The following is a 25,915-nucleotide window of genomic DNA, read 5'->3' as shown; positions in this document are numbered from 1 at the left end:
GCTACTCCGGGCGTGCCGTGTCGCTGAAAATGTAGCCGGCCCCCCGCACCGACTTGATGAGCACCGGCGAGGCCGGGTCGGGCTCGATCTTTCGCCGCAGGCGGCCGACCTGCACGTCCACCGCGCGGTCGAAGGGACCCGAATCCCTTCCGTACAGATGGTTCATGAGTTCGTCGCGCGAAAGCACCCGGTTGGCGTGGGTGACCAGCACGCGCAGCAGCCCGAACTCCCCGCTGGTGAGCGGTACGGTTTCGCCCGAGGGCGAAACCAGGGTGCGACTGTCCAACTCCAGGCGAAAGCCGGCGAAGCGGTAGACCACCGGTCGCGACATCGCCTGGCGCGGACGCTCGCCGGTGCGGCGCAGCACGCTGCGGATGCGCGCCAGCAGTTCGCGCAGCTCGAACGGTTTGGTCACGTAGTCGTCGGCACCCACTTCGAGTCCCACGATGCGATCGACGGAGTCGCCGCGTCCGGTGACGATGATCACCGGCCCGCGCCAGTGCTCGTGCAGGTGGCGCGTCAGCTCCAGGCCGTCCTCGCCGGGCAGGCCGAGGTCGAGCAGCACCAGGTCGATCGAATCGGTGGCCAGCAGCGCGAGCATGTCCTGGCCGTTGCCGACCGTGCTCACCTGGAAACCCTGGGCCGCGAGGTAGCGCTTGAGCAGCGTCGCGACATCGACGTCGTCGTCGACGACCAGCAGGTGGGCCTGCCGGAGCAACGCGGTCTTGTCATGGTCCTGAGCCGACACGAGAGCCCCATCGCATGCTGGTGTGCGTGGCATTCGCCAGAAGCCGCGCGGGCCCGCGGACCCGCTACATGGCGCAACCCCCGGCTATATACCAGATAAGGTCCAGTCCGCGCGAAGGCCTCCAGGGTGCGTCGAAACGCCCGACGGACGTGGTTGATCCTCGTCAAACCGGGCGGGCGCGCCTCGCGCGATGCTGGTGTCGGCTCCGACCGAGGAATGCCGCCATGTTCGAGATGCTTGTGGACGCCGGCCCCCATGCGGGAGGGCCCTTCCTGGCGACGGCGCTCTCACTGGCCAGTCGCGTGGAAGCCTTCGCGTGCGGCTTCCAGGTATTGCCGCTGCAACCGCCCGTGGCGTTGTCCTTCGAAACGGCCTTGCTGGAGGCCGAAGCGCAGAGCGCGCGGGCGCGGCGCGACTGGTGGCTGGCGCAGTGCACGCAGGCGGGCGTCGAAGGCGAGTGGGAAGTCCTGCGCGGCGAGGTCGGCCCGGCCATCGCCAAGCGCTCGCGGCTGGCCGACCTGGTCTGCCTGGAAGTCTCCGTGGCAGGCGGTGCGCGTGACGTGCTCTCGCCCGAACCCGACCGCGCGCTGGTGCAGACCGCCGGTCCGTTGCTCCTGCTGCCCTCCGTCTGGAACGGGCCGACGGCCACGCGCGTGCTGGTGGCGTGGAACGGTTCGGCCGAGGCGGCCAATGCCATCCGCGCCGCGATGCCGCTGCTGGCCAGGGCCACCGACATCTGCGTGCTCGACGGCGAGCAGGCTTGCCTGCCGGGCATCTCCCCTTCGCCCTTGCCGCTGCAGGCGTGGATGAGCCGGCACGGCATCCAGGCGCAGTGGGAATCGCTCGACCCTTCGCGCCAGCGCGAACTGTCCATCGCCGACGTCGCCCGTCGCATGGGCGCGGACCTGCTGGTGATGGGCGCCTACGGCCACCACTGGGCCAGCGCCTTCGGGCGCAGCCAGATGACCCGGACGCTGCTCAGCCACATCGACCGGCCGATCCTGCTCTCGCATTGAGCCGGGCGCCGCGCGGCCCGCGGCGATGCTCCTGGTGCACCAGCGGGCAGCCGCATCGCCCCGGGCGGGTCCGGTGGGTTCGGGGCGGTCGGATGACGGATCAGTCGAGCAGGTAGTTGCGGATGCCGTCGCTGTCCAGGGCGGTCAGGTTTCGCCCGATCTCGCGGCTCACGCAGTGCTGCAGCGACTTGTCCAGTTTGCCGTGCAAGGTGCCCAGGAAGCGCGGGGACGCGGCGATCACGAGCGAGGTGAAGCGCTGCTCGTCGTGAGCGCTGCGCAACGCGGCGGCGAGCGTCGAGGCGAAGCGCGTGGCGGCCTTGTCCTTCGGATCGGTACGCGGTTCGATCGCGTGCCGTGCCCCGCCCACGCTTTCCTGCACCCGCGGCGGGCGCTCGGGAAGCGGCCCTTGCGTGGTGTCGGCGTTGACGAAGCAGGCCGTCTCCGACCATGGCCCGCGGCAGCGTTCGTACTCGAAGAGCCGCGCCTTCTCGCTGTCGGCCACCAGCACCCACGTCTTGTTCATGGCTCTTTCTCCGACCGGGCAGGGACATGCAAGGCCAGGGTAGCGAGGCCGCCGGAAGGCCAATTGATGCCGGTCAACAAAGCCACTGCCGCGCCAGTTGATCCTGGTCAACCGGGTGGGCGTGCGAACCGTCATCCTGTGCCATCCGCGGTGGCCGAGGAAACCTTCATGCGCGCAATCGACATCGGCACCCGGCGTGTCATCCAGGCCGGCGCCTCGGCAACGGTCGCCGAGGCTGCCGGCATCATGCGCAGGCAGCAGGCCGGCTGCCTGGTGGTGACGCGCGAGCAGGACGACCGGGTGGAATCGGTCGGCATCGTCACCGACCGCGACCTGGTCACGCGCTGCATCGCCGCGCATTTCGATCCAGCCACGACCCCGCTGGAGTGCGTGATGTCCGCGCCGCTGCTGTGCTGCCGCCCGGACGCGCCGATCGACGAGATCGTCGACACCATGCAGCAGCGCGGCGTGCGCCGGCTGCCGCTGATCGATACCGCCGGCACGCTCGTGGGCATCGTGAGCACCGACGACGTACTGGCGGCGCTCGCCGAGCTGGCCGACCGGGTCAACCAGACACTCAACGCCCAGCCGATGCTCGACCGGGCCTATCTCTAGGAGCCATGCGTGCCTGCCGCCCCCTTGCCGGAGCTGCCGTTCTCGGGCGAACGCCTGCGCCCGCGCCGTATCGGCATCGACACCGGCGGCGAGCACGTGGCCTACCTGCCGCTGGGTTCGTCCGCCTGCCATGGCGAGGGTTTCGGGCCACACTCGCGGCTGCAGGTGAGCGTCGGCAGCCGCGGATTGATGGCGACGCTGGCGATCGTGCACGGCGACGCGCTGGCGCCGGACGAGGTGGGGCTGTCCGAATCGGCCTGGCTGCGTCTGCAACCGGCCGCGCACGAGCACGTGGCGCTGGCGCATCCGCCGAGCGTCGAGTCGCTCTCAAGCGTTCGCGCGAAGCTCTACGGCCGCACTCTCGCCGATGCCGAGATACGGGCGATCGTCATGGACATCGCCGCGCAGCGCTATTCGAATCTCGAACTGGCGACCTTCATTGCCGCCTGCAGCAATGACCACCTGGCCCTGGACGAGGTGGTCGCGCTGACCGGCGCGATGGTCGACAGTGGCGCGCGGCTGCACTGGCCGGGCGCGGTCATCGTGGACAAGCATTGCGTCGGCGGGCTGCCGGGCAACCGCACGACGCCGATCGTGGTCGCGATCTGCACCGCGCTGGGACTGGTCATGCCCAAGACCTCCTCGCGCGCGATCACCTCCCCGGCAGGCACCGCCGACACCATGGCAATGCTCGCGCCCGTGGATCTGGATCTCGCGCGGATGCGCCGCACCGTCGAGCGCACCGGCGGCTGCATCGTGTGGGGCGGGGCGATCAACCTGGCGCCGGTGGACGACACGCTGATCCGCATCGAGCGGGCGCTGGACATCGACAGTCCCGGGCAGTTGGTCGCCTCGATCCTTTCCAAGAAGATCGCCGCCGGCTCCAACCGCGTGGTGATCGACGTGCCGGTCGGCCCGACCGCCAAGGTGCGCGAGCCGCGCCATGCGCGCACGCTGGAGCGGATGCTGCGCGCGGTGGCCGGTCGCTTCGGCCTGGAACTGACGGTGCTGCGCACCGACGGGCTGCAGCCGGTCGGTCGCGGTGTGGGGCCGGCACTGGAAGCCCACGACGTACTGGCCGTGCTGCAGGATCGGCCGGTGCAGCCGCGGGATCTTCGCGAGCGCGCGCTGGCGCTCGCGGCCGCGGTGATCGAGGTGGGCGGCCTGGCGGTGGGAACGGACGCGCTCGCGTTGGCGCGCGAATGCCTGGACTCCGGCCGCGCGTGGCGCCAGTTCCAGGCGATCTGCGAAGCCCAGGGTGGCATGCGCGCTCCCGGCGTCGCGTCCTACCGGCACCCGGTGGGGGCCGGGAGGGATGGCCGTGTCGATGCGATCGACAATCGTCGCCTCGCGCAGGCCGCCAAGCTCGCCGGTGCGCCGCTCTCGCCACTGGCCGGGCTCGTGATCGACGTGCGCGTGGGCGATCCGGTCACCGCCGGCCAGCCACTCTTCACCCTGCATGCGCAGAGCCCGGGCGAACTTGCCTACGCCATGGAGTACGTCTCGCGTCACCCCGACATCGTCCGCCTCGGAACCGGCCCATGAGCCTCCTGTACGCGTTGCCGGGCAACGCCGCGTTTGCCCGCGCGCTGTGTCGCCACACGGGCTGGCAGCGAGGCCAGCTGGAGCTGCACCGGTTCCCCGATGGCGAATCGCTGCTGCGGCTCGCCACGCCGCCGCGCGGCGTCGTGGCACTGGCCTGCTCGCTGCAGCGGCCGGATGCCAAGCTGTTCGCGCTGATAGCCGCGGCGGCGACCGCACGCGAACTCGGGGCGACGCAGGTCGGCCTGGTCGCACCCTACCTGGCCTACATGCGCCAGGACGCGCGCTTCCGGCCGGGCGAGGCGATCTCGGCGCGGGTCATCGGCAACCTGCTTGGCAGCGCGTTCGACTGGGTCGTGACGGTCGACCCGCACCTGCATCGCATCCACGACCTCGCCGAGGTATTCGCCTGCCGCACGACGGTCGTCCAGGCAGCGCCGGAGCTGGCCGCGTGGATCAGGGCGAACGTGCGCTCGCCGCTGCTGGTCGGGCCGGATGGCGAGAGCGCGCAATGGGTGCAGGCGGTGGCGGACCGGCTCGGCGCGCCCTGCGTGGTGGCGCGCAAGCAGCGCCGCGGAGACCGCGACGTCAGCGTGCGGCTGCCGTCACTGGCCCGCTGGCGCGGGCACACGCCGGTGCTGCTGGACGACATTGCCGCCTCCGGACACACGCTCATCGACACCGCCCGGGGCGTACGCGAGCAACTGCCGCAGGCCGCGCCGGTCGCGGTGGTGGTGCATGGGCTGCTGGGGCGTCGCTCGCGGGAGGCATTGCGCGGCGCCGGCATCGCCCGCCTGGTGACCACCAATACCGTGCCGGGCGAACTGGCGGCGATCGACGTCAGCGCCCGCGTCGCGCAGGCCCTGGCGACCCTCGGCGTCGAGGCAGGCTAGGGGACGATCCGCCGCGCCTCGTCCTTTGTCCCTCAAGGCGCGAGCAGCAGCGGCACGCGGCTGTGGCGCAGCGAATGGCGCGTCGCGCCGCCGAGCAACCGCTCGCTGGTCCGCCGGCGACCCCAGGCGCCTTGCACCAGCAGATCGACACAGAGGCGGCCTGCTTCGGCGCGGATGGCCTCACCCACGTCGCCCCGGGGCTGGAACGGCAGCCAGTCGCACGAAACGCTCTGACGGGCGAGCCACTCACGCAACGGCGCCCCGGTTTTGCCACCGAGGCCGTGCGTGCCATCGAGCACGGTCACCCGAGCGGCCATCCGCAGCAGGGGCAGCGCCGCACGCGCCGCGCGCGCGGCCGGCGCGCTGCCGTTCCAGGCGAGCAGCACATGGCCGATCGCCGGCCGCGCGACCCAGTCGTCCGGAACGAGGACGATCGGGCAACCACCGTGCACCAGCGTTTCGGCCAGCCGGCGCGAGGCATCCTGCAGGCTGGCGGGCCGACCCGGCAGGCGCCCGACGACCAGATCGGCCAGGCTCGCGCGCTCGGCCACCACCTTGCGATAGACGCCGCGGGCCACCTCCCAGCCGCCGCCGACGCCCGCCGCCTTGCAGCGCCCTTGCCACCAGGCTTCGTCGGCCAGCGCGTCCCGTTCCTCGGCAGCCAGCAGGCCCGCCGCATCGGGCAGCGCCATCACCACCGCATCGATCGGGATCACGCACAGCCCGGTGACCCAGGCGTGCCACTGGCGGGCCAGCGAGAACGCGTAATCCAGCAAGGGCGCCTCGCGTTCGGGTTCGCCCACGGTAACGATCAGCTCGGTCATTGGCCTGGCTCGCGCAGACGTGTGCGCAGAGCATGCGCGGGCGGCGCAATAGTGCTGTTGACCGGGATCAACCCGGGCCGTCGCCAGGTGCGACGCGCGGCGGGGCTAGCGCCGGCCGGTTCTGCGCCGGGCCGAAGGCGCGCAATAGGCGCCGTACAGGGTTTCGATCACCGCCTGCGCAGGGCCGGGCTCGAGCGCGTAGTGGATCGACTGCGCCTCGCGGCGCGTGCTCACCAGGCCTTCCTCGCGCAGCCGCGCCAGGTGCTGCGACAGGGCCGACTGGCTCAGGTCCGGCAGCGCCTTGTGGATCTGGCCCACCGAAAGCTCGCCATCGACCAGGAGGCACAGCACGCGCAGTCGTTGCGGGTTGCCCAATGCCTTGAGCAGGCGCGCGGCCTCGTCGGCACGGGCGTGCATGGCGGAAAGATCGAGTGACGGATCGGCGGACATGGCGGCTTGACTTTAGCAGATCTGAATATTAGTGTTCTCTAACATTAGTAATAACTAATATTCAGCAGGGTTGATGCCGGTCAAACGGCACCGGACAGGCGGGGGCGACCCTGCCACGGCAACCATCAGGAGCGATCGACATGGCCAACATTATCGTTCTGGGCGCCGGGCTGGGCGGCACTGCCGCGGCCTACGAGATCCGTGCCGTGCTCGGCAGGGAGCACACCGTGACGCTGGTCGGCGACGGGCCGCGCTTCAGCTTCACCCCGTCCAACCCGTGGCTGGCGCTCGGCTCGCGCAAACGCGAAGACATCGGATTCCCCATCGCAGCGCCGATGTCGCACCACGACATCCGCTTCGTCGAGGTGCCCGCCGAGAAGGTGCTGGCGGCCGAAAGCCGCGTGCGGCTGCGCGACGGGCAGGTGCTGGACTACGACTACCTGGTGATCGCCACCGGCCCGCGGCTGGCGTTCGACGAGGTGCCCGGGCTGGGCCCGGACGGCCATACGCAGTCGGTCTGCACCGCCGACCATGCCCAGCGAGCGTGGGAGGCCTACCAGACATTCCTGGACGCGCCGGGCCCGGTGGTGGTCGGCGCGGCGGCAGGCGCCAGTTGCTTCGGCCCGGCCTACGAGTTCGCATTGTTGCTGGACGCCGACCTGCGCAAACGCAAACTGCGCGAGCGCGTGCCGATCACCTACGTCACGCCGGAGCCGTACATCGGCCACATGGGCCTGGGCGGCGTAGGCGATTCGAAGGGCCTGCTGGAGCACGAGCTGCGCCAGCGCGAGATCCGATGGATCACCAGCGCAAAGGTGCTCGGCGTCGAGGCGGGCAAGCTCCGGCTGCAGGAGGTCGATGCCAAGGGCGTGGCGGTGGGCGAGAGCGAGCTGCCGTTCGCCTACGCCATGCTGCTGCCGGCCTTCACCGGCGTGGACGCGGTGCGCGGCATCGAGGGGTTAACCAACCCGCGCGGCTTCATCCTGATCGACGAGCACCAGCGCAACCCGCGCTTCCGCAATATTTTCGCCGCCGGCGTATGCGTGGCGATCCCGCCGGTGGAAGCCACGCCGGTGCCGACCGGCGCGCCCAAGACCGGCTTCATGATCGAGTCGATGGTCACCGCCATTGCGCACAACCTGCGCGAGGAGATCGCCGGCCGCCAGCCCGATGCGCGCGCAACCTGGAACGCGGTGTGCCTGGCCGACATGGGCGACACCGGCGCGGCCTTCGTGGCATTGCCGCAGATTCCGCCACGCAACGTCACCTGGGCGAAGCAGGGCAAGTGGGTGCACCTGGCCAAGCTCGCGTTCGAGAAGTACTACCTGCACAAGATCCGCACCGGCAACACCGAGCCGGTCTACGAGAAGTACGTGCTCAAGCTGCTGGGCATCGAGCGGCTCCGGCCGCCTGTCAAACATTCGCAAGGAGACCTTCCATGAACATCGATCGCGTCGTGCTCGGCTTTGCCGGCAGCATGGTGTTGCTGTCCGTTGCGCTGGGCTGGTGGATGTCGCCGGCGTGGCTGTGGCTGGCCGTATTCGTCGGCGCCAACCTGTTGCAGTCCTCGTTCACCGGTTTCTGTCCGCTGGCGATGATCCTCAAGGGATTCGGATTGAAGCCCGGCTCCGCCTTTTCCCGCTGACCACCATCGAGGCATCCGTCGTGTACTACATCGCCGAAACCCCCAAGCCTTTCGCCCAGGCCTCCGAGGACCTGGATGCCGCCGTTCGCCGCCATGGCTTTGGCGTGCTCCATGTGCACGACATCGGCGCCACGCTGCGCGGCAAGGGGCTGCCTTTCCAGCGCGAGTGCAAAGTGTTCGAGGTATGCAACCCGCAACAGGCGGCAAACGTGATGTCCACGGACATGCGGTTGAACATGGCGCTTCCGTGCCGGATCTCGGTCTATACCGAAGGCGGCCAAACCCGCATCGGCATGATCGAACCAGACCATCTGCTGGGCATGCTGTCGGACGATCCCGCGCTCACGTCCATCGCGAACGAAGTGGGAACGCAGATGCGCCGGATGATCGACGAGGCCCGCTGATGCGCCAGTCCCGGCCACTGACCGCGCTGGCCCTCGCCATCGCGCTGCTGGCCGGGTGCCGCAGCGGCGAGGCGCCGACGCACCGCGAGTCATCCGCGCCGGTGGACCTGGCCAGCCGCGTAGTTCACTTGCAGGAGGCGCCGCGCGAGCAGGCCTGGGACGGCGTGGTCGAGGCCGTCAACCAGGCCACCGTGTCGGCGCAGACCGCCGGCCGCGTGGTCGAGTTGCCCTACGACGTCAACGACACCGTGCCCGAGGGCGCGGTGATCGTGCGCTTCACCGACGTCGAGCAGAAATCCGCGCACAACCGCGCGCAGGCGCAGATCGCCGCCGCACAGGCGTCCTATGACGAGGCCGAGGCGTCGTATAAGCGGGTCGCGGCCATTGCCGAGCGCGGCCTCGTCGCACGCCAGCAGCTGGACCAGGAACGCGCGAGGCGTGATGCGGCGAGGGCCGCGTTGCAGGCGGCGCAGGCACAATGGCGCGAGGTCGGCCAGCAGCTGGACTACACCGTGGTGCGTGCGCCGTACGCCGGCATCGTCACGCGCCGGTTCGTGCAGCTGGGCGAATCGGTGCAGCCGGGCCAGCCGCTGATGGCCGGGGTCTCGCTGAAGGATCTTCGCGTCACCGTGCAGGTGCCGCAGAGCGCGGTCGATGCCATCCGCCGGCTCAATCATGCCGAGGTGCTGCTGGCCGATGGCGCGCGCCGCGTGATCGCCACGAAGCTGACGGTCTTTCCCTATGCCGACCCGGACACGCACACCTTCAGCGTGCGGCTGGAACTGCCCGGTGACGACACCGGATTGTATCCGGGCATGACGGTGAAGGTCGCCTTCGCGGTCGGACGCGAGCGCCGGTTGCTGGTGCCGGCATCGGCACTGGTGCAGCGGGGCGAGCTGCAGGGCGTCTACGTGTTGGGGCAGGGCGCGCCGCAGTTGCGCCAGCTGCGCACCGGCGCGCGCTACGGCGACGCGGTCGAGGTGCTGGCGGGCCTGGACGACGGCGAGCGCATCGCGCTCGACCCGGCAGCGGCCGCCCGATGGGTCAGCGCGCATCGCAACGAGTCCGCGCCATGAGCGAGCCGAAGCTCGGCTTCTCCGGACGCATCGCACGCGCCTTCCAGGCCTCCCCGCTCACCCCGATCCTGGCGCTGGCCGCGCTCCTGCTGGGACTGGCCGCGGCGGCGATCACGCCGCGCGAGGAAGAGCCGCAGATCGACGTGACGATGGCCAATGTGATGGTGCCGTTCCCCGGCGCCGACGTGCGCGACGTAGAAAACCTGGTGGCGTTCCCGCTGGAGCAGAAGCTTTCCGAGATCGAGGGCGTCAAGCACGTCTATTCGGTGAGCCAGCCCGGCGTGGCCGTGCTGACGGTCGAGTTCCAGGTGGGTGTGCCGCGCCAGAGCGCGATCGTGCGGCTGTACAACCAGGTCTTCCAGAACCAGGACTTCGTGCCGCCCGGGCTGGGCGTCGGTCCGCCGCTGATCCGGCCGATGGGCATCGACGACGTGCCAGTGATGGCGATCACGCTGTGGAGCGATGCGCCGGCGCAGAACCCCACGCGGCTGGCCGAGGTGGCGCACACGCTGGAGACCGATCTGAAGCGCGTGTCCGGCACGCGCGACGTCTACACGCTGGGCGCGCCGACGCGCGCGGTGGTGGTGGAACTGGATGCCGCGCGGCTGGCCGCCTACGGCATGGCGGTCGGCGACCTCGCCGGCGCGCTCAAGGCGGCGAACGTGGTTGCCCAGGCCGGCGACCGGGTAGCCGGTGACCGCGACGTGCCAGTCACTGCCGGCACTTTCCTGGCCAGCGCCGGGGACGTGGCCCACCTGGTGATCGGCCTCAAGCACGGCCAGCCGGTGTTCCTCTCCGACGTGGCGCGCATCCATGCCGGCGCGGACCTGCCGAGCCGCTACGTCTGGTTCGGCGCGCCGGCGGGCAACGGTGGGCCGGCCGGCAACGCACCGGCCGTCACCCTCGCGGTGGCCAAGAAGCCGGGCGCCAATGCCGCCGACATCACCACTGCCATCGCCGCGCGGCTGGCCGCGCTGCGCAACGTGACCATCCCGGCCGACGTGCACGTCACGGTGACCCGCGACTACGGACAGACCGCCACCGACAAGGCGGACAAGCTGATCCACAAGCTCATCTTCGCGACCGGCTCGGTGGTGCTGCTGGTGCTGTTCGCGCTGGGCTGGCGCGAGGCGATCGTGGTCGGGAGCGCGGTGGTCATCACACTGATGCTCACCCTGTTCGCCTCGTGGGCGATGGGCTTCACGCTCAACCGCGTATCGCTGTTCGCGCTGATCTTCTCGATCGGCATCCTGGTCGACGATGCGATCGTGGTGGTGGAAAACATCCACCGGCACATGGCGCTGGGCGGGCGCACCCTGCGCGAGGCGATCCCCGAGGCGGTGAGCGAGGTCGGCGGGCCGACGATCCTGGCGACCTTCACGGTGATCGCCGCGCTGCTGCCGATGGCCTTCGTGTCGGGGCTGATGGGGCCGTATATGCGGCCGATCCCGATCAACGCCTCGGCCGGCATGGTGCTGTCGCTGGCGGTGGCGCTGATCGTCACGCCGTGGCTGGCACTCAAGCTGCTGGGCCACCATCGGCACGGCGGCGAAGGCGAAGGCGACCACGCGCCGTCCGACAGTCGCCTGCACCGCCTGTTCGAGCGGGTGATGACGCCGTTCATCGTCGGCGAGAAGGCGCGCCGTCGCCGGCGCCTGCTGTTCGCCGCGATGGGCGTGCTGGTGCTGGCCGCGGTCGGGCTGGTGGTGGTCAAGGCGGTGGTCCTCAAGATGCTGCCGTTCGACAACAAGTCCGAGTTCCAGGTGGTGCTGGACATGCCCGAGGGCAGCACGCTTCAGCACACCAACCGGGTGCTGGGCGAACTGGCCCGGGCCGTGGCCACGGTGCCGGAGGTCGCCAACTGGCAGGGCTACGCCGGCACCGCCGCGCCGATCACCTTCAACGGGCTGGTGCGCCAGTACTACCTGCGCAGCGGCGCCAACGTCGGCGACCTGCAGGTGAACCTGGTCGACAAGTCGCTGCGCGACCGCCAGAGCCACGCCATCGCGTTGGCGATCCGCCCGGCGCTGGCGAAGATCGGCGCCCGCTACGGCGCGTCGGTGAAGATCGTCGAGGTGCCGCCCGGTCCGCCGGTGCTGGCACCGATCGTCGCCGAGGTCTATGGGCCGGACTACGACACGGTGCGGCGCACGGCGCTGGCGCTGGAGAAACGCTTCAAGGCCAATACGGACGTGGTCGACGTCGACTCCAGCGTCGAGGACGCCGCGCCGCGCGAGGTGATGGTGGTCGACCGCGAGCGCGCCACACGGCTGGGCCTGGACCAGGCCGGCATCGCGCAGGCCCTGCGCACCGCGCTATCCGGCGAGGACGCCACCTGGCTGATGGACGGCCACGCCCGCTACGCCGTGCCGGTGCGCCTGCGCCTGCCGGCCGGCGACCAGGCCTCGCTGGCGCAGTTGCTCGCGCTGGAAGTGCGCGCGCAGAACGGTGCGCTGGTACCGCTGTCCGAAGTGGTGAGCGTGCGCCCGGCCAGCTGGGAGCAGGCGATCTACCACAAGGACCTGCTGCCCTACGCTTTCGTCACCGGCGACGATGCCGGCGCCACCGACAGCCCGCTGTATGGCATGTTCAGCCTGGTCGGCGATCTGCGCGACCATGACGTCGCCGGCGCGCGGCTGGGCCAGCACTACATCGCGCAGCCGGAAGACACCAGCGCGCCCTCGGTGAAGTGGGACGGCGAGTGGCAGATCACCTACGAGACCTTCCGCGACATGGGCCTGGCCTACTCAGTGGGCCTGCTGCTGATCTACCTGCTGGTCGTCGGCCAGTTCAAGAGCTACCTGGTGCCGCTGATCATCATGGCGCCGATCCCGCTGACCGTGATCGGCGTGATGCCGGGCCATGCGCTGGTCGGCGCGCAGTACACCGCCACCTCGATGATCGGCATGATCGCGCTGGCCGGCATCATCGTGCGCAACTCGATCCTGCTGATCGACTTCATCAACCACGCGCTGGCCGCCGGGCGGCCGCTGGGCGAGGCGGTGGTCGAGGCGGCCGCGGTGCGCGCCAAGCCGATCGTGCTCACCGGCGTGGCCGCGATGGTGGGCGGCTTCTTCATCATCGACGATCCGATCTTCCAGGGCCTGGCGGTATCGCTGATCTTTGGCATCCTTGTGTCCACGGTGCTCACGCTGGTGGTGATTCCGCTGCTTTACTACGCATGGCTGGCGCACCGGGCGCCGCACATCGAAGGAGACGTGACGTGAGCGAGGCGCAGACGGTCGAAATCAGCCTGACCCAGGTGGGCGAATACGAGTTCAACGTGCGCTTCGACGGCACCGCGATCGCCAACCTGGCCACCGACGAGACGGCGCCACTGGGGCAGGGCCACGGTCCCAACCCGTCGCGCCTGCTGGCCACGGCGGTAGCCAATTGCCTGGCGGCGAGCCTGCTGTTCGCGTTGCGCAAGTTCGGCAACACGCCGGCGCCGATCACGGCCAAGGCCCGCGCGACCATCGCGCGCAACGCGGGCGGACGCTGGCGCGTGCCGCGCATCGAGGTCGACCTGCAATTGGCCGACGCGACCGCGTCGCTCGAGCACCTGGACCGCGTGCTGGCGCAGTTCGAGGACTTCTGCGTGGTCACCGGCAGCGTGCGCCAGGGCGTCGAGGTCGATGTGCGGGTGCTCGATCCGGCCGGGGCGGCCTTGCCCTTGCGCGCGGCATCTCCGCTGGCGAGTTGATCCCGATCAACGACGCCTGCGCCCGGGGGCCTAGGGTTGGACGTGTCCGGCGACCGACCGGTCCGGACGGCCAGCCAACCGGGAGGATGCGCCATGAGCGTCGCCAAGGTCATCGAGATCATTTCCGAATCACCCGACAGCGTGGAAGATGCCGTGCGGCAGGGCCTGGAGCGGGCCGCCCAGACGCTGGACGGGATCAAGGGCGCCTGGATCAGCGAGACCAAGGTCGTCACCGGACCCGACGGCAAGATCACGGCCTGGCGCGTGTGCATGCGGGTCAGCTTCGTGATCGGCTGAACGCTGCGAAATCGCAAGTCGCCGCACGTCCAGTTGCGGCTGGAGCAACCGTCATGAAGGGCATGCTTCCATCGAGGACCCGGCGCTATGCCGACCGCGGCGACGCCGGCCGCCAATTGGCCCGGGCATTGGACAGCTACCGCGGCCAGCGTCCGCTGGTACTGGCCATCCCGCGCGGTGGCGTGCCGATCGGACGCATCGTTGCCGATGCGCTGGACGGCGACCTCGACGTGATCCTGGTGCGCAAGCTCGGTTCGCCGATCAACTGCGAGGTTGCCATCGGCGCCGTCGACGAGCAGGGGCGCGTCCAGCTCACGGCCCGCTCCGAAATGGTCGGCGCGGGCATGAACTACGTGCGCGCCGAGGCGGCCCGGCAGCTGGCGGTGATCCGCAAGCGCCGCGCCTGCTACAGCCCGAATGCGCATCCGGTCGATCCCACCGGTCGCGTGGTGATCGTGGTCGATGACGGACTGGCGACCGGCGCGACCATGCGCGCCGCGCTGCACGCCCTGCGCCAGCAGCATCCGGCCGCGCTGGTGGCAGCCGTGCCCGTGGCGGCACCGGACAGCCTGCAGAGCCTGGAGGACCTGGCCGACGATGTCGTGTGCCTGCACGCGCCGGCGCACTTCCGGGCGGTCGGGGCGTTCTACGAGGACTTCCATCCGGTCGACGACACGGAGGTGCTGCGGCTGCTGTCGGCCCCGTCCCGGGCCGCCGCCGTGCTGCCGGTGGCCGAACCGGTCACGTTTGACCTGCCGGACGCGTGCCTGCCCGGCGACCTGGCGATGCCGCCCCATGCGCGCGGGCTGGTGATCTTTGCCCACGGCAGCGGCGCCGACCGGGATAGCCCGCGCGACCGCCTCGCGCAGTTCCTTCAGCAAGCGGGGATGGGCACGTTGCTGTTCAACCTGCTGACGCCGGAAGAGGAGCTTTCGCGCGCCGCGGTCTTCGACATCGCGACGCTCGCCGGCCGGCTCGCCTCGGTGGTGGCGAAGGTGCGGCTCGATCCGGTACTCGGCCAGCTGCCGCTGGGATTGTTCGGCGCCGGTACCGGCGCTGCTGCGGCGTTGGTGGTCGCGGCGGAGCGACCGCGCGACATCGTCGCGGTGGTCCTGCGCAGCGGGCGACCCGACCTCGCCGGCGCGGGCACGCTGGCCCGCGTGACCGCACCGACCCTGCTGGTCGTCGCCGGCGAAGACCGGCAGGTGCTCTCGCTCAATCGCGCCGCGCAGCGCCGCATCCCCGGCAAGAACGAACTGGCCGTGGTGCCGGGAGCGACCCACCTGTTCAAGGAGCCCGGCACCCTCGAGGCCGCCTCGAAGCTCGCCCGCGACTGGTTCGCCCGCTGGCTGGGCGCCCGCGTCCGTCCACCGCGCCGGAGGCCGACGGACGGACGGGACACGCACCGCCTCGCCGGTTAGAGGCGGGCAAGCCCGGCGCCGTTCTTCGCAGGCGTGCGGGCAATGCATGGCTCGTGGTTCGCTGTCGCGCTCCGAAGGCCGCTGCACGGGACGCGTCTTCAGCCGGCTGCCGCTATGGCTGGATGCGTCCGTCGACGATGCGGATGCGCCGGTCCGCCTGGGCGGCGAACTCCGGATCGTGCGTCACCACCGCCACCGCGCGTCCCTGCTCGTGCGCCAGCGCGAGGATGGTGCGCTGGACGTTGCGGCTGGCCACGCTGTCCAGGTTGCCGGTCGGCTCGTCGGCCAGCACCAGCATCGGGTCGTTGGCGAGCGCGCGGGCGATCGCCACGCGCTGGCTCTGGCCGCCGGACAGCTGGCGCGGCGCCTTGTCCAGCTGCGAGCCGAGGTCCAGCCCGGAGAGGAGGGCGCACGCCCGCTCGCGGATCGTCGCCTCGTCGTAGGCACCAAGGCGGCGCATGGGCAGCATCACGTTCTCGCAGGCGCTGAACTCCGGCAGCAGGAAGTGCGACTGGAACACGAAGCCGATCGCCTGCAACCGTGCCCCGGAGCGCTCGGCCTCGCCATAGTCGGCCGTGTCCGCGCCGCCCAGCCAGATGCGTCCCGCGCTGGGCAGGTCGAGCAGGCCCATCAGATAGAGCAGGGAGGATTTTCCCGACCCGGACGGGCCGGTGATCGCCACGCACTCGCCACCGTCGATGCGCAGGCTGGCGTCATCCACCAGCATCACCGGCACCTCGCCCCCGAGGCGTCGCGTCACATGCTCCAGGCGGATCGCCTCGGCCATCAGGTGCCACCGCGCAGCACGTCGACCGGCTCGACCTTGGCCGCGCGCCGCGCCGGCAGGTAGGCCGCGATCATCGCCGCGAGCATGGCCACCCCGCCGGCCAGGACGAACTGGAACGGGCTCCAGTCAATCGCCAGGTAGTTGACGTCGGTGCTGCCGGGGACGCGGAAGTGGATGCGCATCAGCCCGGCCATCAACCCGCAGCCCAGCCCGATGCCGAACACGTTGCCGACAGCGCCGATCAGCGCGCCCTGGGCGAGGAACATGCTTTCGATGTCGCGCGCCTGGAAGCCCATCGCGCGCAGGATGGCGATGTCGCGCTGCTTCTCCAGCACCACCGTGGAGATCACGTTGTAGATGCCGAACGCGGCCACCACGAGCACCGCGCCGACCACCGCGTACATGATCACGCTGCGGATCGCCAGCGCGCTCATCAGGTCCTCCGAGCGCTCCTGCCAGGACACCGTCTTGTAGCGCACGCGCTCCTCGATGCGCGCCGCCTCGGTGCGCGCGGCGTTGGGGTCGGCGAGCCTGATCACGATGGTGTTGATGCGGTTGGGGCGGTCGAGCATCGACTGCACGCGCTTGAGCGCGACGAAGGCCTGCCCGGCATCGAAGTCCGATCGCCCCGTGTGGAACAGGCCGATGATCTTGAACGTGCGCACCTGGCCGGTGGTGCTGGCCACGCGCAGGTTGTTGCCCATGCCCAGGCTCATCCGCCGCGCCAGTTCGTCGCCGATGACGATGCCGTTCGGATTGGCCTCCAGTTCGTCCAGCGAGCCCTGCACCATGTAGCGGCGGATCGTCGAGACCTGTGCGTACTCGCTGGCGACGATGCCGTACAGGCCGATCGCGCGGTCCTTGCCGGCGAAGCTCGCCAGCGCCTGGCCGCTCAGTACCGCCGATGCGCGCAGGCCCGGCGTGCGCCGCAGGTAGTCCAGTATCTGCGGGTAGCCGCGGATGCCACGCGTCTCGGTCTGCGGCACCAGGTGATGCAGTTGCACGGCGGCGTCCGGGAACAGCTGGCTTACCGGCTGCAGGGTGGGATTGCGGTATTCGTCCTCGATGGTGATGTGCGGCGCGTTGTCCACCAGGCGGTGGATGATGTCCTGCTCCGAGCCGCGCATCATCGCGGAGATCGACAGGAAGAAGGACACGCCCAGCACCACGCCCAGCAACGAGACGATGCTCTGCCGCCGGCGCGCCAGCAGGTGCCGTGCGGCGACGTCCACGAGCAGGCGGATCATGGGCCGGCTCCCATAGCCACCGCACGCACCTTTGCGTTCGCGCGAAAGTCTCCCGCCGGCATCGCCACGACGGCATCGTCAGCGGACAGGCCTGTCGTGATCTCGACCTGCCGCTCGCCGCGGATCCCGACACCGACCCGCCGCGACTGCAGCCGTCCATTGCGTACGACCCACACCCGATCGCCGACCAGCGCGTCATCGGGCAGCAGCAGCGCGCGCTCGTGGCGGCGCACGATGATGTTGACGTCCGCAGTCATGCCCACCTGCAACGGCGTGCGCCCTTCGAACGCGATGCGCACGCGGTAGCTGCGGCCGGTCGGATCGCCCTTCGGCGTGATGCCGTGCACGCGGCCCTGGAATACCTTTCCCGGAAAGGCGTCGGCGCGGATCAGCACCGCCTGACCGGACGCCACCCGCGCAATGTCCTCCTCGTCGACGTCGGCGGTCACCCGCGGTGGCGAATCGACCGCCAGCCAGAACACGGTGCTCCCCGGCGTCATCAACTGGCCGATCTCGCCGTCGCGACGGATCACGGTGCCCGCCGTCGGCGCCAGCAGCCGGGCGTAGCGCAACTCGGCGGCGGCGCGGCTGGCGGCGGAGCGGGCCGACAGCCAGTCCGAGCGCGCCTTGTCGTACTGCGTGCGCGCGATGACGCCGCGCGGCAGCAGCGCGGCGTAGCGGCGGTATTCGTCGTGCGCGAAAGCTTCCTGCGAACGCAGCTGGGCGAGGTTGCTGGCCAGGTCGGTGTCCTCGAGCCTGGCCAACTGCTGGCCGGCGCGCACGCGATCGCCCTCGTCGGCGTCCAGTTCGACCAGGCGCGCGGTGATGCGCGCGGCAATCGGCAGCATGATGGTCGGCTCCACCGTGCCGGTCGCATAGACCGCCTCGATCGCGGTGCCGCGGTGCGCATGCACCACGGCCACCCGCGGGGGAAGCATTCGCCAGGTCGCGACCGCGCCGATCACCAGGACGAGCGCAACAACTGCGACCCATGCCACCCCATGGCGGCGTCGCGCCGGGCGCGGCGACACGGCGTGGGCGGTCGTTGCCGGTGGGGCGTGGGGTGCATCGTTTGGCATTCGGCTGGCTCCTGCGAGCCGGTGCGGGGCCTTGCAGAGCGCGCCGAACCGTTCGCTCGGAGCATAGGTCGGCGTCGTCCGGCGGCTTTGATGCACGTCAAGGGCAGTGCCGCGTGCCGGACGAGGGCGCATGGGGCGTTCGGGTTGGATGCCGATCGGATCCCCTCCGGAGGCGCGGCGGAGCGGGGCTCTGCCGCGCCATCGCAAAACAGATGACGTGGCCGAAGGTCAATGTCCGGCTCATCGTCTCCAGGGCTGATGGCGATAAGCGAACGCTATGGCGGGCGGGGCGGCGCTGCCGCCCGGGCGGTTAAAGCTCCAGGGCGGTTCCCGCGCCGCGCGCCTTTGCGGTCGAGTCCCTTCACTATCCCGCGCCCACCACCGCGTGACCGGTTGACGTGCATCAACGCCGGCCCTCGCCATCGCCCTAGGTTCCGGTTGCGCGCCGATGCGCGCGGCAAGACCGAGGGCTGCGGCGATGCTGGGCCGCCAGCCACGCACCGGAATGGAGGACACAATGATCAACCGGAGACAATTCCTGCAGGCGTCGGCATCACTGGCACTGGTCCCCATGCTCCCTCGCGGGGCCATGGCGGCGACCAGCTTGCGTACGCGGCCCTCGTGGCCGCAGTTCCGCGACGGCCCTCTGTATCAGGCCTTCCTTGACGCGATCGCCAAGATGCGCGCCAACCTGGACTCCACGAAGCCTGGCAGCTGGGCCTACTGGACGAACGTGCACGCCAACTTCTGTCCGCACGGCAAGCCGTATTTCCTTGCCTGGCATCGCGGTTTCCTGGCGCGCTTCGAGGCGCGACTGCGCAAGGTCTCGGGCAACAGCGCGCTGGCGCTGCCCTACTGGAACTACTACGAGTACCCGGTCATGCCTGCGGAATTCCAGGACCCCAGCTCACCGCTCTACCTGCGCAACCGCACCGGTACGGACGTTTCCGGCGCGTGCACCCTGGGCGCCTTCGATCCTGGCCTGACCAACTTCCAGCAGGGCAAACCCTACGCCTTCGAGCCGGCGGTGGAGACCGCGCCCCACAACGGCGTGCACAACCTGATTGGCGGGACCATGGACAACATCGCGGTGTCGCCGCGCGACCCGATCTTCTGGGTGCACCACGCGAACATCGACCGCCTGTGGGATGCCTGGGTGCTGGCCGGTGACGGACGGCACATGCCCGCCAAGACGGCCAGCTACTGGTCCGGATCGTTTTCCTATGGCGCCGCGGTGTCGGGCATGAAGCGGGTGGACACCTACGCGCCGAGCATCCTCGGCTATCGGTACGACGATTCGACCCTGCCGGCGGGCCAGCCGAGCGGTTACGCCGCGCCGCTGCACGCGATCCAGGACGCCTTTGCCTCCCCGCTGCCGGTGCAGGGTGCCTCGCTGGGCGGCATGGGCGGGCTGGCGCTGGGGCCACAGTCCACGCGCGTGCGGATTCCCCTGACCACGGACGGGCGCAATCGGTTGCGCAGCCTGGCTACCTCGCAGGGGCAGGGCGCGACGTCGCCCGGCAAGGCGGTGCGGATCGTGCTCGATGGCGTCGCCCTCACCGGGACGGGCACGCAGGGCGGCTATTTCTACAAGATCCTGTTGAACCTGCCTGCCGAAGGCCTGGCACAACCGGAACAGACCTACCTGGTCGGTACGCTCGGGCCCTTCGAGGTCAGCGTCGCACGCCACGCACGGATGATGGCCGGTGGCGGCATGGCCGCCATGCACGCGCCGGTGAAGATCGTGCTTCCAGCGCAGGACGTGCTCGCCCGGATCTGGCCCGCGCCGCTCGATGCACTGACGCTCAGCTTCGTGCGCGTCAATGCGGCTGGCGCGCCGGCGGGCGATGCGTTGCTGATCGACCGCCTCTGGGTGGAAGCCGACTGAGTGCCCCCGGTCAAAGTCCCGCCGGGACGCATGCGCCCGGCGGGAGCGGCCGGTGTGGCAGGCTGACGCAGCGGCCGCTTTCCTGTGGCGCGCCTGACGCAAGTCAAGCGCGGGTGAAGGCCCGAACCTACGCTGGCGTCGACACCACAGGAGACACCCCATGTCACGAATGCTGTCCACCGTGCTCGCGGCCGCCAGCATGCTGGCCCTCGCCGCCTGCTCCGGAAAGCAGGCTGCCGAAGCGGCCTTGTCCGCCAGCCCGGCCGCCTACGCGGCGCCCGCGCCGCTGCCCGCGCCGACCGACTTCGGCCCGCCGCAGGGCGAGCCGATCCACGCGGTGCTGACCAGCCCGCCGCACGTGCCGCCGCCGATCCACCGCAACTACCCGGCGAAGGTCATCGTCGAGCTGGAAGTGATCGAGAAGGAGATGCCGATCTCCGAGGGCGTCACCTACACCTACTGGACCTTCGGCGGCACGGTGCCGGGCAGCTTCATCCGCGTGCGCCAGGGCGACACGGTCGAGTTCCACCTGAAGAATTCGCCGACCAGCAAGATGCCGCACAACATCGACCTGCACGGCGTGACCGGTCCGGGCGGTGGCGCCGCGTCGAGCTTCACCGCGCCGGGGCACGAGTCGCAGTTCACCTTCAAGGCGCTCAACGCCGGCATCTATGTCTACCACTGCGCCACCGCGCCGGTGGGCATGCACATTGCCAACGGCATGTACGGCCTGATCCTGGTCGAGCCGCCGCAGGGCCTGCCCAAGGTCGACCACGAGTACTACGTGATGCAGGGCGACTTCTACACCACCGGCAAGTACCGCGAGAAAGGCCACCAGCCGTTCGACATGGACAAGGCGATCGACGAGCGGCCGACCTACGTGCTGTTCAACGGCCACGAGGGCGCGCTCACCGGCGACAAGGCGCTGACCGCGAAGGTCGGCGAATCGGTGCGCCTGTTCGTGGGCAACGGCGGCCCGAACCTGGTCTCCAGCTTCCACGTGATCGGCGAGATCTTCGACCGCGTGCAGCAGGAAGGCGGCCTGCATCCGCAGGAGAACGTGCAGACCACGCTGATCCCCTCCGGCGGCGCGGCCATCGTGGAGTTCCACACCGACGTGCCGGGCAGCTACGTGCTGGTCGATCACTCGATCTTCCGCGCGTTCAACAAGGGCGCGTTGGGCATCCTGAAAGTGGATGGTCCGGAGAACAAGGCGATCTACTCGGGCAAGGAGGTCGACTCGGTCTACCTGGGCGACCGCGCCGAACCGAACCTGCATGCGGTGAGCACCGCGGCCAAGGCCAACGCCGCCGGCACGCTCAGCAAGGGCGACCAGGTTGCCGCCGGCAAGCAGCTGTTCACCGGCACCTGCTCGGTCTGCCACCAGGCCAACGGCGAAGGCCTGCCAGGTGTGTTCCCGCCGCTGGCCAAGTCCGACCTCGTGGCGAAGCTGGTGAAGGAAGACAAGGACAAGCTGATCGCGATCCCGCTGCACGGCCTGACCGGCAAGGTCACGGTCAACGGCAAGGAATACGACTCGGTGATGCCGCCGATGACGCAGCTGACCGACGACGAGGTGGCCAACCTGCTCACCTACGTGCTCAACAGCTGGGACAACCCGGGCGGGCAGGTGACCAAGGAAGAGGTGGCCAAGGTCCGTGCGCAGCCCGCTCCGGCGCCGACCGCGGAGCACTGAGCGGCGTATCGCGTCGCCTGATCCGGCCGGTGGCAGACAACCTGTCACCGGCCGGTTTTGGAGGTGGGCCCGGTGGCCCGCCTCTTTTTTTGCGCAGATCGAACGGACGGCTGGACGTCCGCGGCGGGTTGCCGCACCGCCCCTGCCGCTTGACGCCCGTCAATCCCCCGCGCCTTCGCGCTCCCGACACTGCGCGCATTCCCCAAGGAGCGACACCCATGTATACGCGCCTCGCCACTGCCTGCCTGCTGGCCCTCGCCAGCGCCCCGGCCTGGCCCGCCGACACGCCCGCCCCGCTGCAACTGGAATGGGATGCGCGTGTCCGCCACGAACAGGTCGACAACGACGCGTTCGCGCGCGACGCCCGCGCCGATACCTCGCGCCTGCGGCTGGGCCTGCGCGCGCAGTTCGGCGGTGGCTTCGGCGGCTATCTCGAGGGCGCAGGCGTGGCGGCTGCCGGTGGCCACTACAACAGCGGCGCCAACGGTCACACGCAATACCCCGCGATCACCGATCCGAAGGGCACTGAGCTCAACCAGGCGTACCTCGGCTGGCAGGGCGGCAGCGTCGGCGTGATCGCCGGACGCCAGCGCCTGCTGTTCGACAACCAGCGCTGGATCGGCAACGTGGGGTGGCGCCAGCACGAGCAGACCTTCGACGCCGTGGCGCTGCAGTGGCAGCCCGCCGCCGACTTGACCTTGCGCTACGCCTGGCTCGACCGCGTGCACCGGGTCGCCGGCCGCGATGCGCTTGTGCCCATCGCGCGCGAGCGCAAGCTCGACACGCACCTGCTCAATGCCGCCTTCAAGCGCGGGACGCAGCAGTGGAGCGGCTACGCCTACCTGCACGAGGACCGCGACGTCGCCACCTCATCCAGCGCCACCTACGGTGCGCGCTGGAGCGGCAAACCCGCGGCCGACGGCTTCGGCTGGACGCTGGAGGCGGCGCATCAGGCCGACTACGCCAACAATCCCGACCGCTTCTCGCACGCCTACTGGCTGGCCGAACCCGCGTGGACGTTGCACGGCATCACCGGCAAGCTCGGTTGGGAGCACCTCGGCGGCAACGGCCGCCACGCGTTGCAGACACCGCTGGCCACACTGCACGCGTTCAATGGCTGGGACGACCAGTTCACGGTGACGCCAACCGGCGGCCTGGAAGATCGCTACGCCGCGGTCAACGGCGCCTTCGGCCCGCAGGCCCGCCTCGGCTGGGTGCTCGCCTGGCACGACTACCGTGCCGACCGTGGCGGACGCTACGGCCGTGAATGGGATGGCTCGCTGGGGTATGCCTTCAGCCCGGCGGTGAATGGACTGCTCAAGCTCGCCCGCTATCAGGCCGACGGTTTCGGTCGAGACGACACGAAGCTGTGGCTGCAGCTGGAGTGGAAGGGCGTGCAGGCGTTGCGCTGAAGCTGCGGCTCCGGGCCTTGGCTCAAGGGAGGGGCTGGAAGGCCACGGGCTCCCGTCGATTGGAGACGCGTCGGTTCCGAAGCATCTGCTCCCGCGGCGGAGGGTTGGGGGCGTTGGGGCTCGCGGGAAGGCCAATGGCACGTGGGCTCGCGGGGAGGCTGGTAGTTGCCCGGGCTCGAAGATGGGGCGCAAGGGCGACCCTCTCCGTAGCCCCTAGCCGGAAAGAGAGGGAGCCCGATGCACGCCAGCCGCCGGCCCGGCCTCGCGTTGACCTGCGTCAGCGCATCCCAGGAGGGCGGGCGGTCCAATGCTCCCATGACCCAACCCATCGAACTCGACCTGCGCCATCTCCCTTCGCCGCAGCCCCTGCTGCGTGCGCTCGAGGCGGCCGATGCCCTGCCGCCCGGCGAGCAACTCACTATCGTCGCCCCGATGTTCCCGCGTCCGTTGCTGATGGAACTGGCCCAGCTCGGCTTCGAGGCCGAGCCGGGCGAGCCGCAAGCCGACGGCAGCGTGCGCGTGCAGATCCGCCGTCCGGACGATGCCGAAGCTGCGGCTTGACCAGGCGCCACCGGCCACGTTGCCGCTGCGCTTCCTGCTCGCCATGCCGTGCTGGGGCGTGGCGGGCGGCGCGCTACTGCTGCTCGACGGCGATACCGCGTTGCTGACACGCTGGCATCCGGCCACGCTCGCGCTGGTGCACGTGTGGACGCTTGGCGTGCTGGGCAACGCGCTGTTCGGCAGCCTGCTGCAGTTCCTGCCCGCCGCCGTCGGCGCAGACCTGCGTGGCTGGCGGGGCGTGCCTGCGCTGCATGCCACGTTCAACCTTGGCGTGTTGCTGCTGGTGGCCGGACTTCATATGCAGGCGCGCTGGCCACTGCTGGCCGCCGGCGTCGCGTTGCCGGCAAGTTTCCTCTGGCTCGGCGCGATGACGCTTCCCGGCCTGGCGGCCGCCGTGGGTGAGCGACTGCTGCGCACCGGCATCGGCCTCGCGCTCGGCTTCGGCATGCTCGCCGCGCCGGCCGGCGGCGGGCTGGCCCTGTTGCTGGCGCGGCGCATCGCATGGCCGCTGGTGGCGGTGGATGTCCACGCAGGCCTCGGCGTACTGGGCTGGATGGTGCTCCTGTTGGCGACCGTGGCGCGGGTGGTCATGCCGATGTTCCAGGGCACCGGCCGCGTGCCCGCGCGCCTGCAGTCCGGCTGGCTCGCGGCCGTCGCGATCGCCTTGCTCGCGGCCACGGTCGTGCATCTGCGCGATGCGGGCGATCGCACGTTGTCGCTGGCGGTGGCCGCCGGCGGCGCCAGCTTCGCCCTCGGCGCGCTGTGGCTGCAGCGTCGGGTGCCACGCGCGCGCCATAACGCGCTGTTCCTGCACTGGCGCGCCGGACTCCTGGCGCTGGTGCTCGCCGCGCTGGCGCTTGCCGCGGGGCAGGGGATGGTCGCCGGTGCGCTGGCGCTGGGCATCGGCCTGCCGCTGCTGGTCGGGGGCATGGCGCAGGAGATCGTGCCGTTCGTCGGCTGGATCGCGCTGCGCCGTCGCGTGCCGCGCGGCGCGCAGTTGCCCGGCGTGCAACGCCTGCTGCCGGACCCTTCCAGGCACCGCGCCTTGCTCGCGCAGGGCGTCGCCGCCCCTTTGCTGGTGGCGGCCCTGTTGTGGCCGACGCCATGGCTCGCGCGAATGGCCGCGCTGGGGCAACTGGTCGCGTGGAGCGTCCACGGGCACGCGCTGGGGCGAGCGTTGCTTGCTGGTCGCGCTTTCCTCCGACGCGTCGGGCAACCCGCGTGAGTAGTGAGCCGGACCGGAAAGAGGCGATCCCCACATCCTTCGCGCTGGCGAGCACGCGTGCGGCCATCGATGCGGTGGACGACGGCCTGCTCGCGCTGCTCGCGGCGCGTCGTCGACTGGTCGGCATGGTGGCGCGCCTCAAGCGGAGCGCCGGCATCCCATCGCGCGATCCGCAACGCGAACGGGTGGTGCGCCAACGCGCCCAAGCCATGGCCCGACGCCTTGGCGTGCCAACGGCCACCGCGACACGGCTGCTCGACGTGGCCATCGGCGATGCCTGCACGCAGCAGGGCCTGGCGGTTGACCTGGATCAGGGCGAGCCCGAGGGTACGCCGGTCATGCTCGATGGCATGAATCCCGACTTCGCCCACGCCGCGCCGATGCTGCGCCTGTTGCCGCCCCCACGGCACCTCGCCCCCTTGCTGCGCGTGGTTCCCGCGCGCTGGCAGCACGCGCTGCTGGAGCGCGCCATGGCACGCGTGCTGGCTGCGCCGCTGGCCGACCACGCACTCGATTTCATGGACGGCCGGCGTCTGGGCATCGAGGTCACCGACCTCAAACTGCGCTGGGTGCTGACGCTGCGCAAGGGCCGCCTGGTCGTGATCGACGACGCACCCGAGGCCAGCGTGCGCGGCAGCGCCACCGACCTGCTGTTGCTCGCCAGCCGCCTGGACGATGCCGACACGCTGTTCTTCCAGCGCACGCTGGTACTCACCGGCGACACGGAACTCGGCCTCACCGCGCGCAACCTGCTCGATCGCCTGCCATGGGAGTCCGTGCCGCTGGGCCTGCGCATCGCACTCAACCGCGGCGCGCGACTGGCCCGCGCGGCACGCGAGGCGCATCGCCACGCCTGACTCCAC

Annotated in this window: 25 protein-coding genes; 18 read left to right on the top strand and 7 right to left on the bottom strand. The window is 70.4% G+C overall.

What is annotated here, in order from left to right; genetic code table 11:
- Nucleotide 1: 1 nt before the first annotated feature.
- On the bottom strand, nt 2–748 hold the full coding sequence (locus LQ772_RS08430) for a response regulator (protein WP_231325715.1): 747 nt from the start codon (nt 746–748) through the stop codon (nt 2–4).
- 224 nt (nt 749–972) lie between these two features.
- Here LQ772_RS08430 and LQ772_RS08425 point away from each other — a divergent pair, with 224 nt between their 5' ends.
- Nucleotides 973–1,764 (top strand): universal stress protein, encoded by a 792-nt coding sequence (locus tag LQ772_RS08425; RefSeq protein ID WP_231325713.1) that lies wholly within the window; start codon nt 973–975, stop codon nt 1,762–1,764.
- 100 nt (nt 1,765–1,864) lie between these two features.
- Here the strand turns inward: LQ772_RS08425 and LQ772_RS08420 are convergent, their stop codons facing one another.
- On the bottom strand, nt 1,865–2,287 hold the full coding sequence (locus tag LQ772_RS08420; RefSeq protein ID WP_231325711.1) for a host attachment protein: 423 nt from the start codon (nt 2,285–2,287) through the stop codon (nt 1,865–1,867).
- Nucleotides 2,288–2,455: 168 nt separating this feature from the next.
- On the opposite strand from LQ772_RS08420, the gene LQ772_RS08415 reads away from it, so the two are divergent.
- Genes LQ772_RS08415 through LQ772_RS08405 form a run of 3 tightly spaced genes read left to right on the top strand, consistent with a single transcriptional unit; the run spans nt 2,456 to nt 5,337 of the window.
- Nucleotides 2,456–2,902 (top strand): CBS domain-containing protein, encoded by a 447-nt coding sequence (locus tag LQ772_RS08415; protein WP_231325710.1) that lies wholly within the window; start codon nt 2,456–2,458, stop codon nt 2,900–2,902.
- 9 nt (nt 2,903–2,911) lie between these two features.
- Entirely contained in the window at nt 2,912–4,447 is a 1,536-nt protein-coding gene (locus tag LQ772_RS08410; protein WP_231325708.1) for a thymidine phosphorylase family protein, read from the top strand.
- Nucleotides 4,444–5,337 (top strand): ribose-phosphate diphosphokinase, encoded by an 894-nt coding sequence (locus LQ772_RS08405; RefSeq protein WP_231325706.1) that lies wholly within the window; start codon nt 4,444–4,446, stop codon nt 5,335–5,337. Before LQ772_RS08410 ends, LQ772_RS08405 begins: the two co-directional genes overlap by 4 nt.
- A gap of 32 nt (nt 5,338–5,369) precedes the next feature.
- Here LQ772_RS08405 and LQ772_RS08400 read toward each other — a convergent pair whose 3' ends face one another.
- Both LQ772_RS08400 and LQ772_RS08395 read right to left on the bottom strand, forming a co-directional pair.
- Nucleotides 5,370–6,161 carry a universal stress protein gene (locus LQ772_RS08400; RefSeq protein ID WP_231325704.1) on the bottom strand — a complete coding sequence of 264 codons (792 nt, stop codon included), beginning with the start codon at nt 6,159–6,161 and terminating at the stop codon, nt 5,370–5,372.
- A 105-nt stretch (nt 6,162–6,266) separates the two neighbouring features.
- Nucleotides 6,267–6,611 (bottom strand): ArsR/SmtB family transcription factor, encoded by a 345-nt coding sequence (locus tag LQ772_RS08395; RefSeq protein ID WP_231325703.1) that lies wholly within the window; start codon nt 6,609–6,611, stop codon nt 6,267–6,269.
- A gap of 140 nt (nt 6,612–6,751) precedes the next feature.
- On the opposite strand from LQ772_RS08395, the gene LQ772_RS08390 reads away from it, so the two are divergent.
- The 8 genes from LQ772_RS08390 (at nt 6,752) to LQ772_RS08355 (ending at nt 15,157) form a co-directional block, all read left to right on the top strand.
- Complete coding sequence (locus LQ772_RS08390; protein WP_231325701.1) at nt 6,752–8,053, top strand: NAD(P)/FAD-dependent oxidoreductase; 1,302 nt, start codon at nt 6,752–6,754, stop codon at nt 8,051–8,053.
- Nucleotides 8,050–8,256, top strand: coding sequence for a YgaP family membrane protein (locus tag LQ772_RS08385; RefSeq protein ID WP_231325700.1), 207 nt, complete (start codon nt 8,050–8,052; stop codon nt 8,254–8,256). The genes LQ772_RS08390 and LQ772_RS08385 overlap by 4 nt, the downstream gene beginning before the upstream one ends.
- 20 nt (nt 8,257–8,276) lie before the next feature.
- Nucleotides 8,277–8,660, top strand: a complete 384-nt coding sequence (locus LQ772_RS08380; RefSeq protein WP_231325698.1) for a DUF302 domain-containing protein — start codon at nt 8,277–8,279, stop codon at nt 8,658–8,660.
- A complete protein-coding gene (locus tag LQ772_RS08375) occupies nt 8,660–9,736 on the top strand; it encodes an efflux RND transporter periplasmic adaptor subunit (RefSeq protein ID WP_231325697.1) in 1,077 nt (358 codons plus the stop codon). The genes LQ772_RS08380 and LQ772_RS08375 overlap by 1 nt, the downstream gene beginning before the upstream one ends.
- Nucleotides 9,733–12,963, top strand: coding sequence for an efflux RND transporter permease subunit (locus LQ772_RS08370; RefSeq protein ID WP_231325695.1), 3,231 nt, complete (start codon nt 9,733–9,735; stop codon nt 12,961–12,963). The genes LQ772_RS08375 and LQ772_RS08370 overlap by 4 nt, the downstream gene beginning before the upstream one ends.
- Entirely contained in the window at nt 12,960–13,439 is a 480-nt protein-coding gene (locus LQ772_RS08365; RefSeq protein WP_231325693.1) for an OsmC family protein, read from the top strand. Before LQ772_RS08370 ends, LQ772_RS08365 begins: the two co-directional genes overlap by 4 nt.
- Nucleotides 13,440–13,532: 93 nt before the next feature.
- On the top strand, nt 13,533–13,736 hold the full coding sequence (locus LQ772_RS08360) for a dodecin family protein (protein ID WP_231325692.1): 204 nt from the start codon (nt 13,533–13,535) through the stop codon (nt 13,734–13,736).
- A 53-nt stretch (nt 13,737–13,789) separates the two neighbouring features.
- Nucleotides 13,790–15,157, top strand: a complete 1,368-nt coding sequence (locus tag LQ772_RS08355) for a phosphoribosyltransferase family protein (protein ID WP_231325691.1) — start codon at nt 13,790–13,792, stop codon at nt 15,155–15,157.
- 112 nt (nt 15,158–15,269) lie between these two features.
- Here the strand turns inward: LQ772_RS08355 and LQ772_RS08350 are convergent, their stop codons facing one another.
- Genes LQ772_RS08350 through LQ772_RS08340 form a run of 3 tightly spaced genes read right to left on the bottom strand, consistent with a single transcriptional unit; the run spans nt 15,270 to nt 18,129 of the window.
- Nucleotides 15,270–15,944 (bottom strand): ABC transporter ATP-binding protein, encoded by a 675-nt coding sequence (locus tag LQ772_RS08350; protein WP_231325690.1) that lies wholly within the window; start codon nt 15,942–15,944, stop codon nt 15,270–15,272.
- A complete protein-coding gene (locus tag LQ772_RS08345; protein WP_231325689.1) occupies nt 15,944–17,191 on the bottom strand; it encodes an ABC transporter permease in 1,248 nt (415 codons plus the stop codon). Before LQ772_RS08345 ends, LQ772_RS08350 begins: the two co-directional genes overlap by 1 nt.
- On the bottom strand, nt 17,188–18,129 hold the full coding sequence (locus LQ772_RS08340) for an efflux RND transporter periplasmic adaptor subunit (RefSeq protein ID WP_231325688.1): 942 nt from the start codon (nt 18,127–18,129) through the stop codon (nt 17,188–17,190). Before LQ772_RS08340 ends, LQ772_RS08345 begins: the two co-directional genes overlap by 4 nt.
- Nucleotides 18,130–18,859: 730 nt before the next feature.
- Between LQ772_RS08340 and LQ772_RS08335 the strand changes: the two genes are divergently transcribed.
- The 6 genes from LQ772_RS08335 (at nt 18,860) to ubiT (ending at nt 25,909) form a co-directional block, all read left to right on the top strand.
- Nucleotides 18,860–20,158 carry a tyrosinase family protein gene (locus LQ772_RS08335; RefSeq protein ID WP_231325687.1) on the top strand — a complete coding sequence of 433 codons (1,299 nt, stop codon included), beginning with the start codon at nt 18,860–18,862 and terminating at the stop codon, nt 20,156–20,158.
- A gap of 160 nt (nt 20,159–20,318) precedes the next feature.
- Nucleotides 20,319–21,854, top strand: a complete 1,536-nt coding sequence (nirK, locus tag LQ772_RS08330; protein ID WP_231325686.1) for a copper-containing nitrite reductase — start codon at nt 20,319–20,321, stop codon at nt 21,852–21,854.
- 218 nt (nt 21,855–22,072) lie between these two features.
- Nucleotides 22,073–23,266, top strand: coding sequence for an alginate export family protein (locus tag LQ772_RS08325; RefSeq protein ID WP_231325685.1), 1,194 nt, complete (start codon nt 22,073–22,075; stop codon nt 23,264–23,266).
- A gap of 315 nt (nt 23,267–23,581) precedes the next feature.
- The gene (locus LQ772_RS08320; RefSeq protein WP_231325683.1) at nt 23,582–23,827 is read left to right on the top strand and encodes a DUF2249 domain-containing protein; all 246 of its coding nucleotides are present in this window, start codon (nt 23,582–23,584) and stop codon (nt 23,825–23,827) included.
- A complete protein-coding gene (locus LQ772_RS08315; RefSeq protein ID WP_231325681.1) occupies nt 23,808–25,052 on the top strand; it encodes a hypothetical protein in 1,245 nt (414 codons plus the stop codon). The genes LQ772_RS08320 and LQ772_RS08315 overlap by 20 nt, the downstream gene beginning before the upstream one ends.
- On the top strand, nt 25,049–25,909 hold the full coding sequence (ubiT, locus tag LQ772_RS08310) for a ubiquinone anaerobic biosynthesis accessory factor UbiT (protein ID WP_231325679.1): 861 nt from the start codon (nt 25,049–25,051) through the stop codon (nt 25,907–25,909). The genes LQ772_RS08315 and ubiT overlap by 4 nt, the downstream gene beginning before the upstream one ends.
- The last annotated feature ends 6 nt before the right edge of the window (nt 25,910–25,915 follow it).

The organism is Frateuria edaphi, from assembly GCF_021117405.1.
Taxonomy (GTDB): Bacteria; Pseudomonadota; Gammaproteobacteria; order Xanthomonadales; family Rhodanobacteraceae; genus Frateuria_A; species Frateuria_A edaphi.
This window is presented reverse-complemented; position numbering and strand designations above follow the sequence as displayed.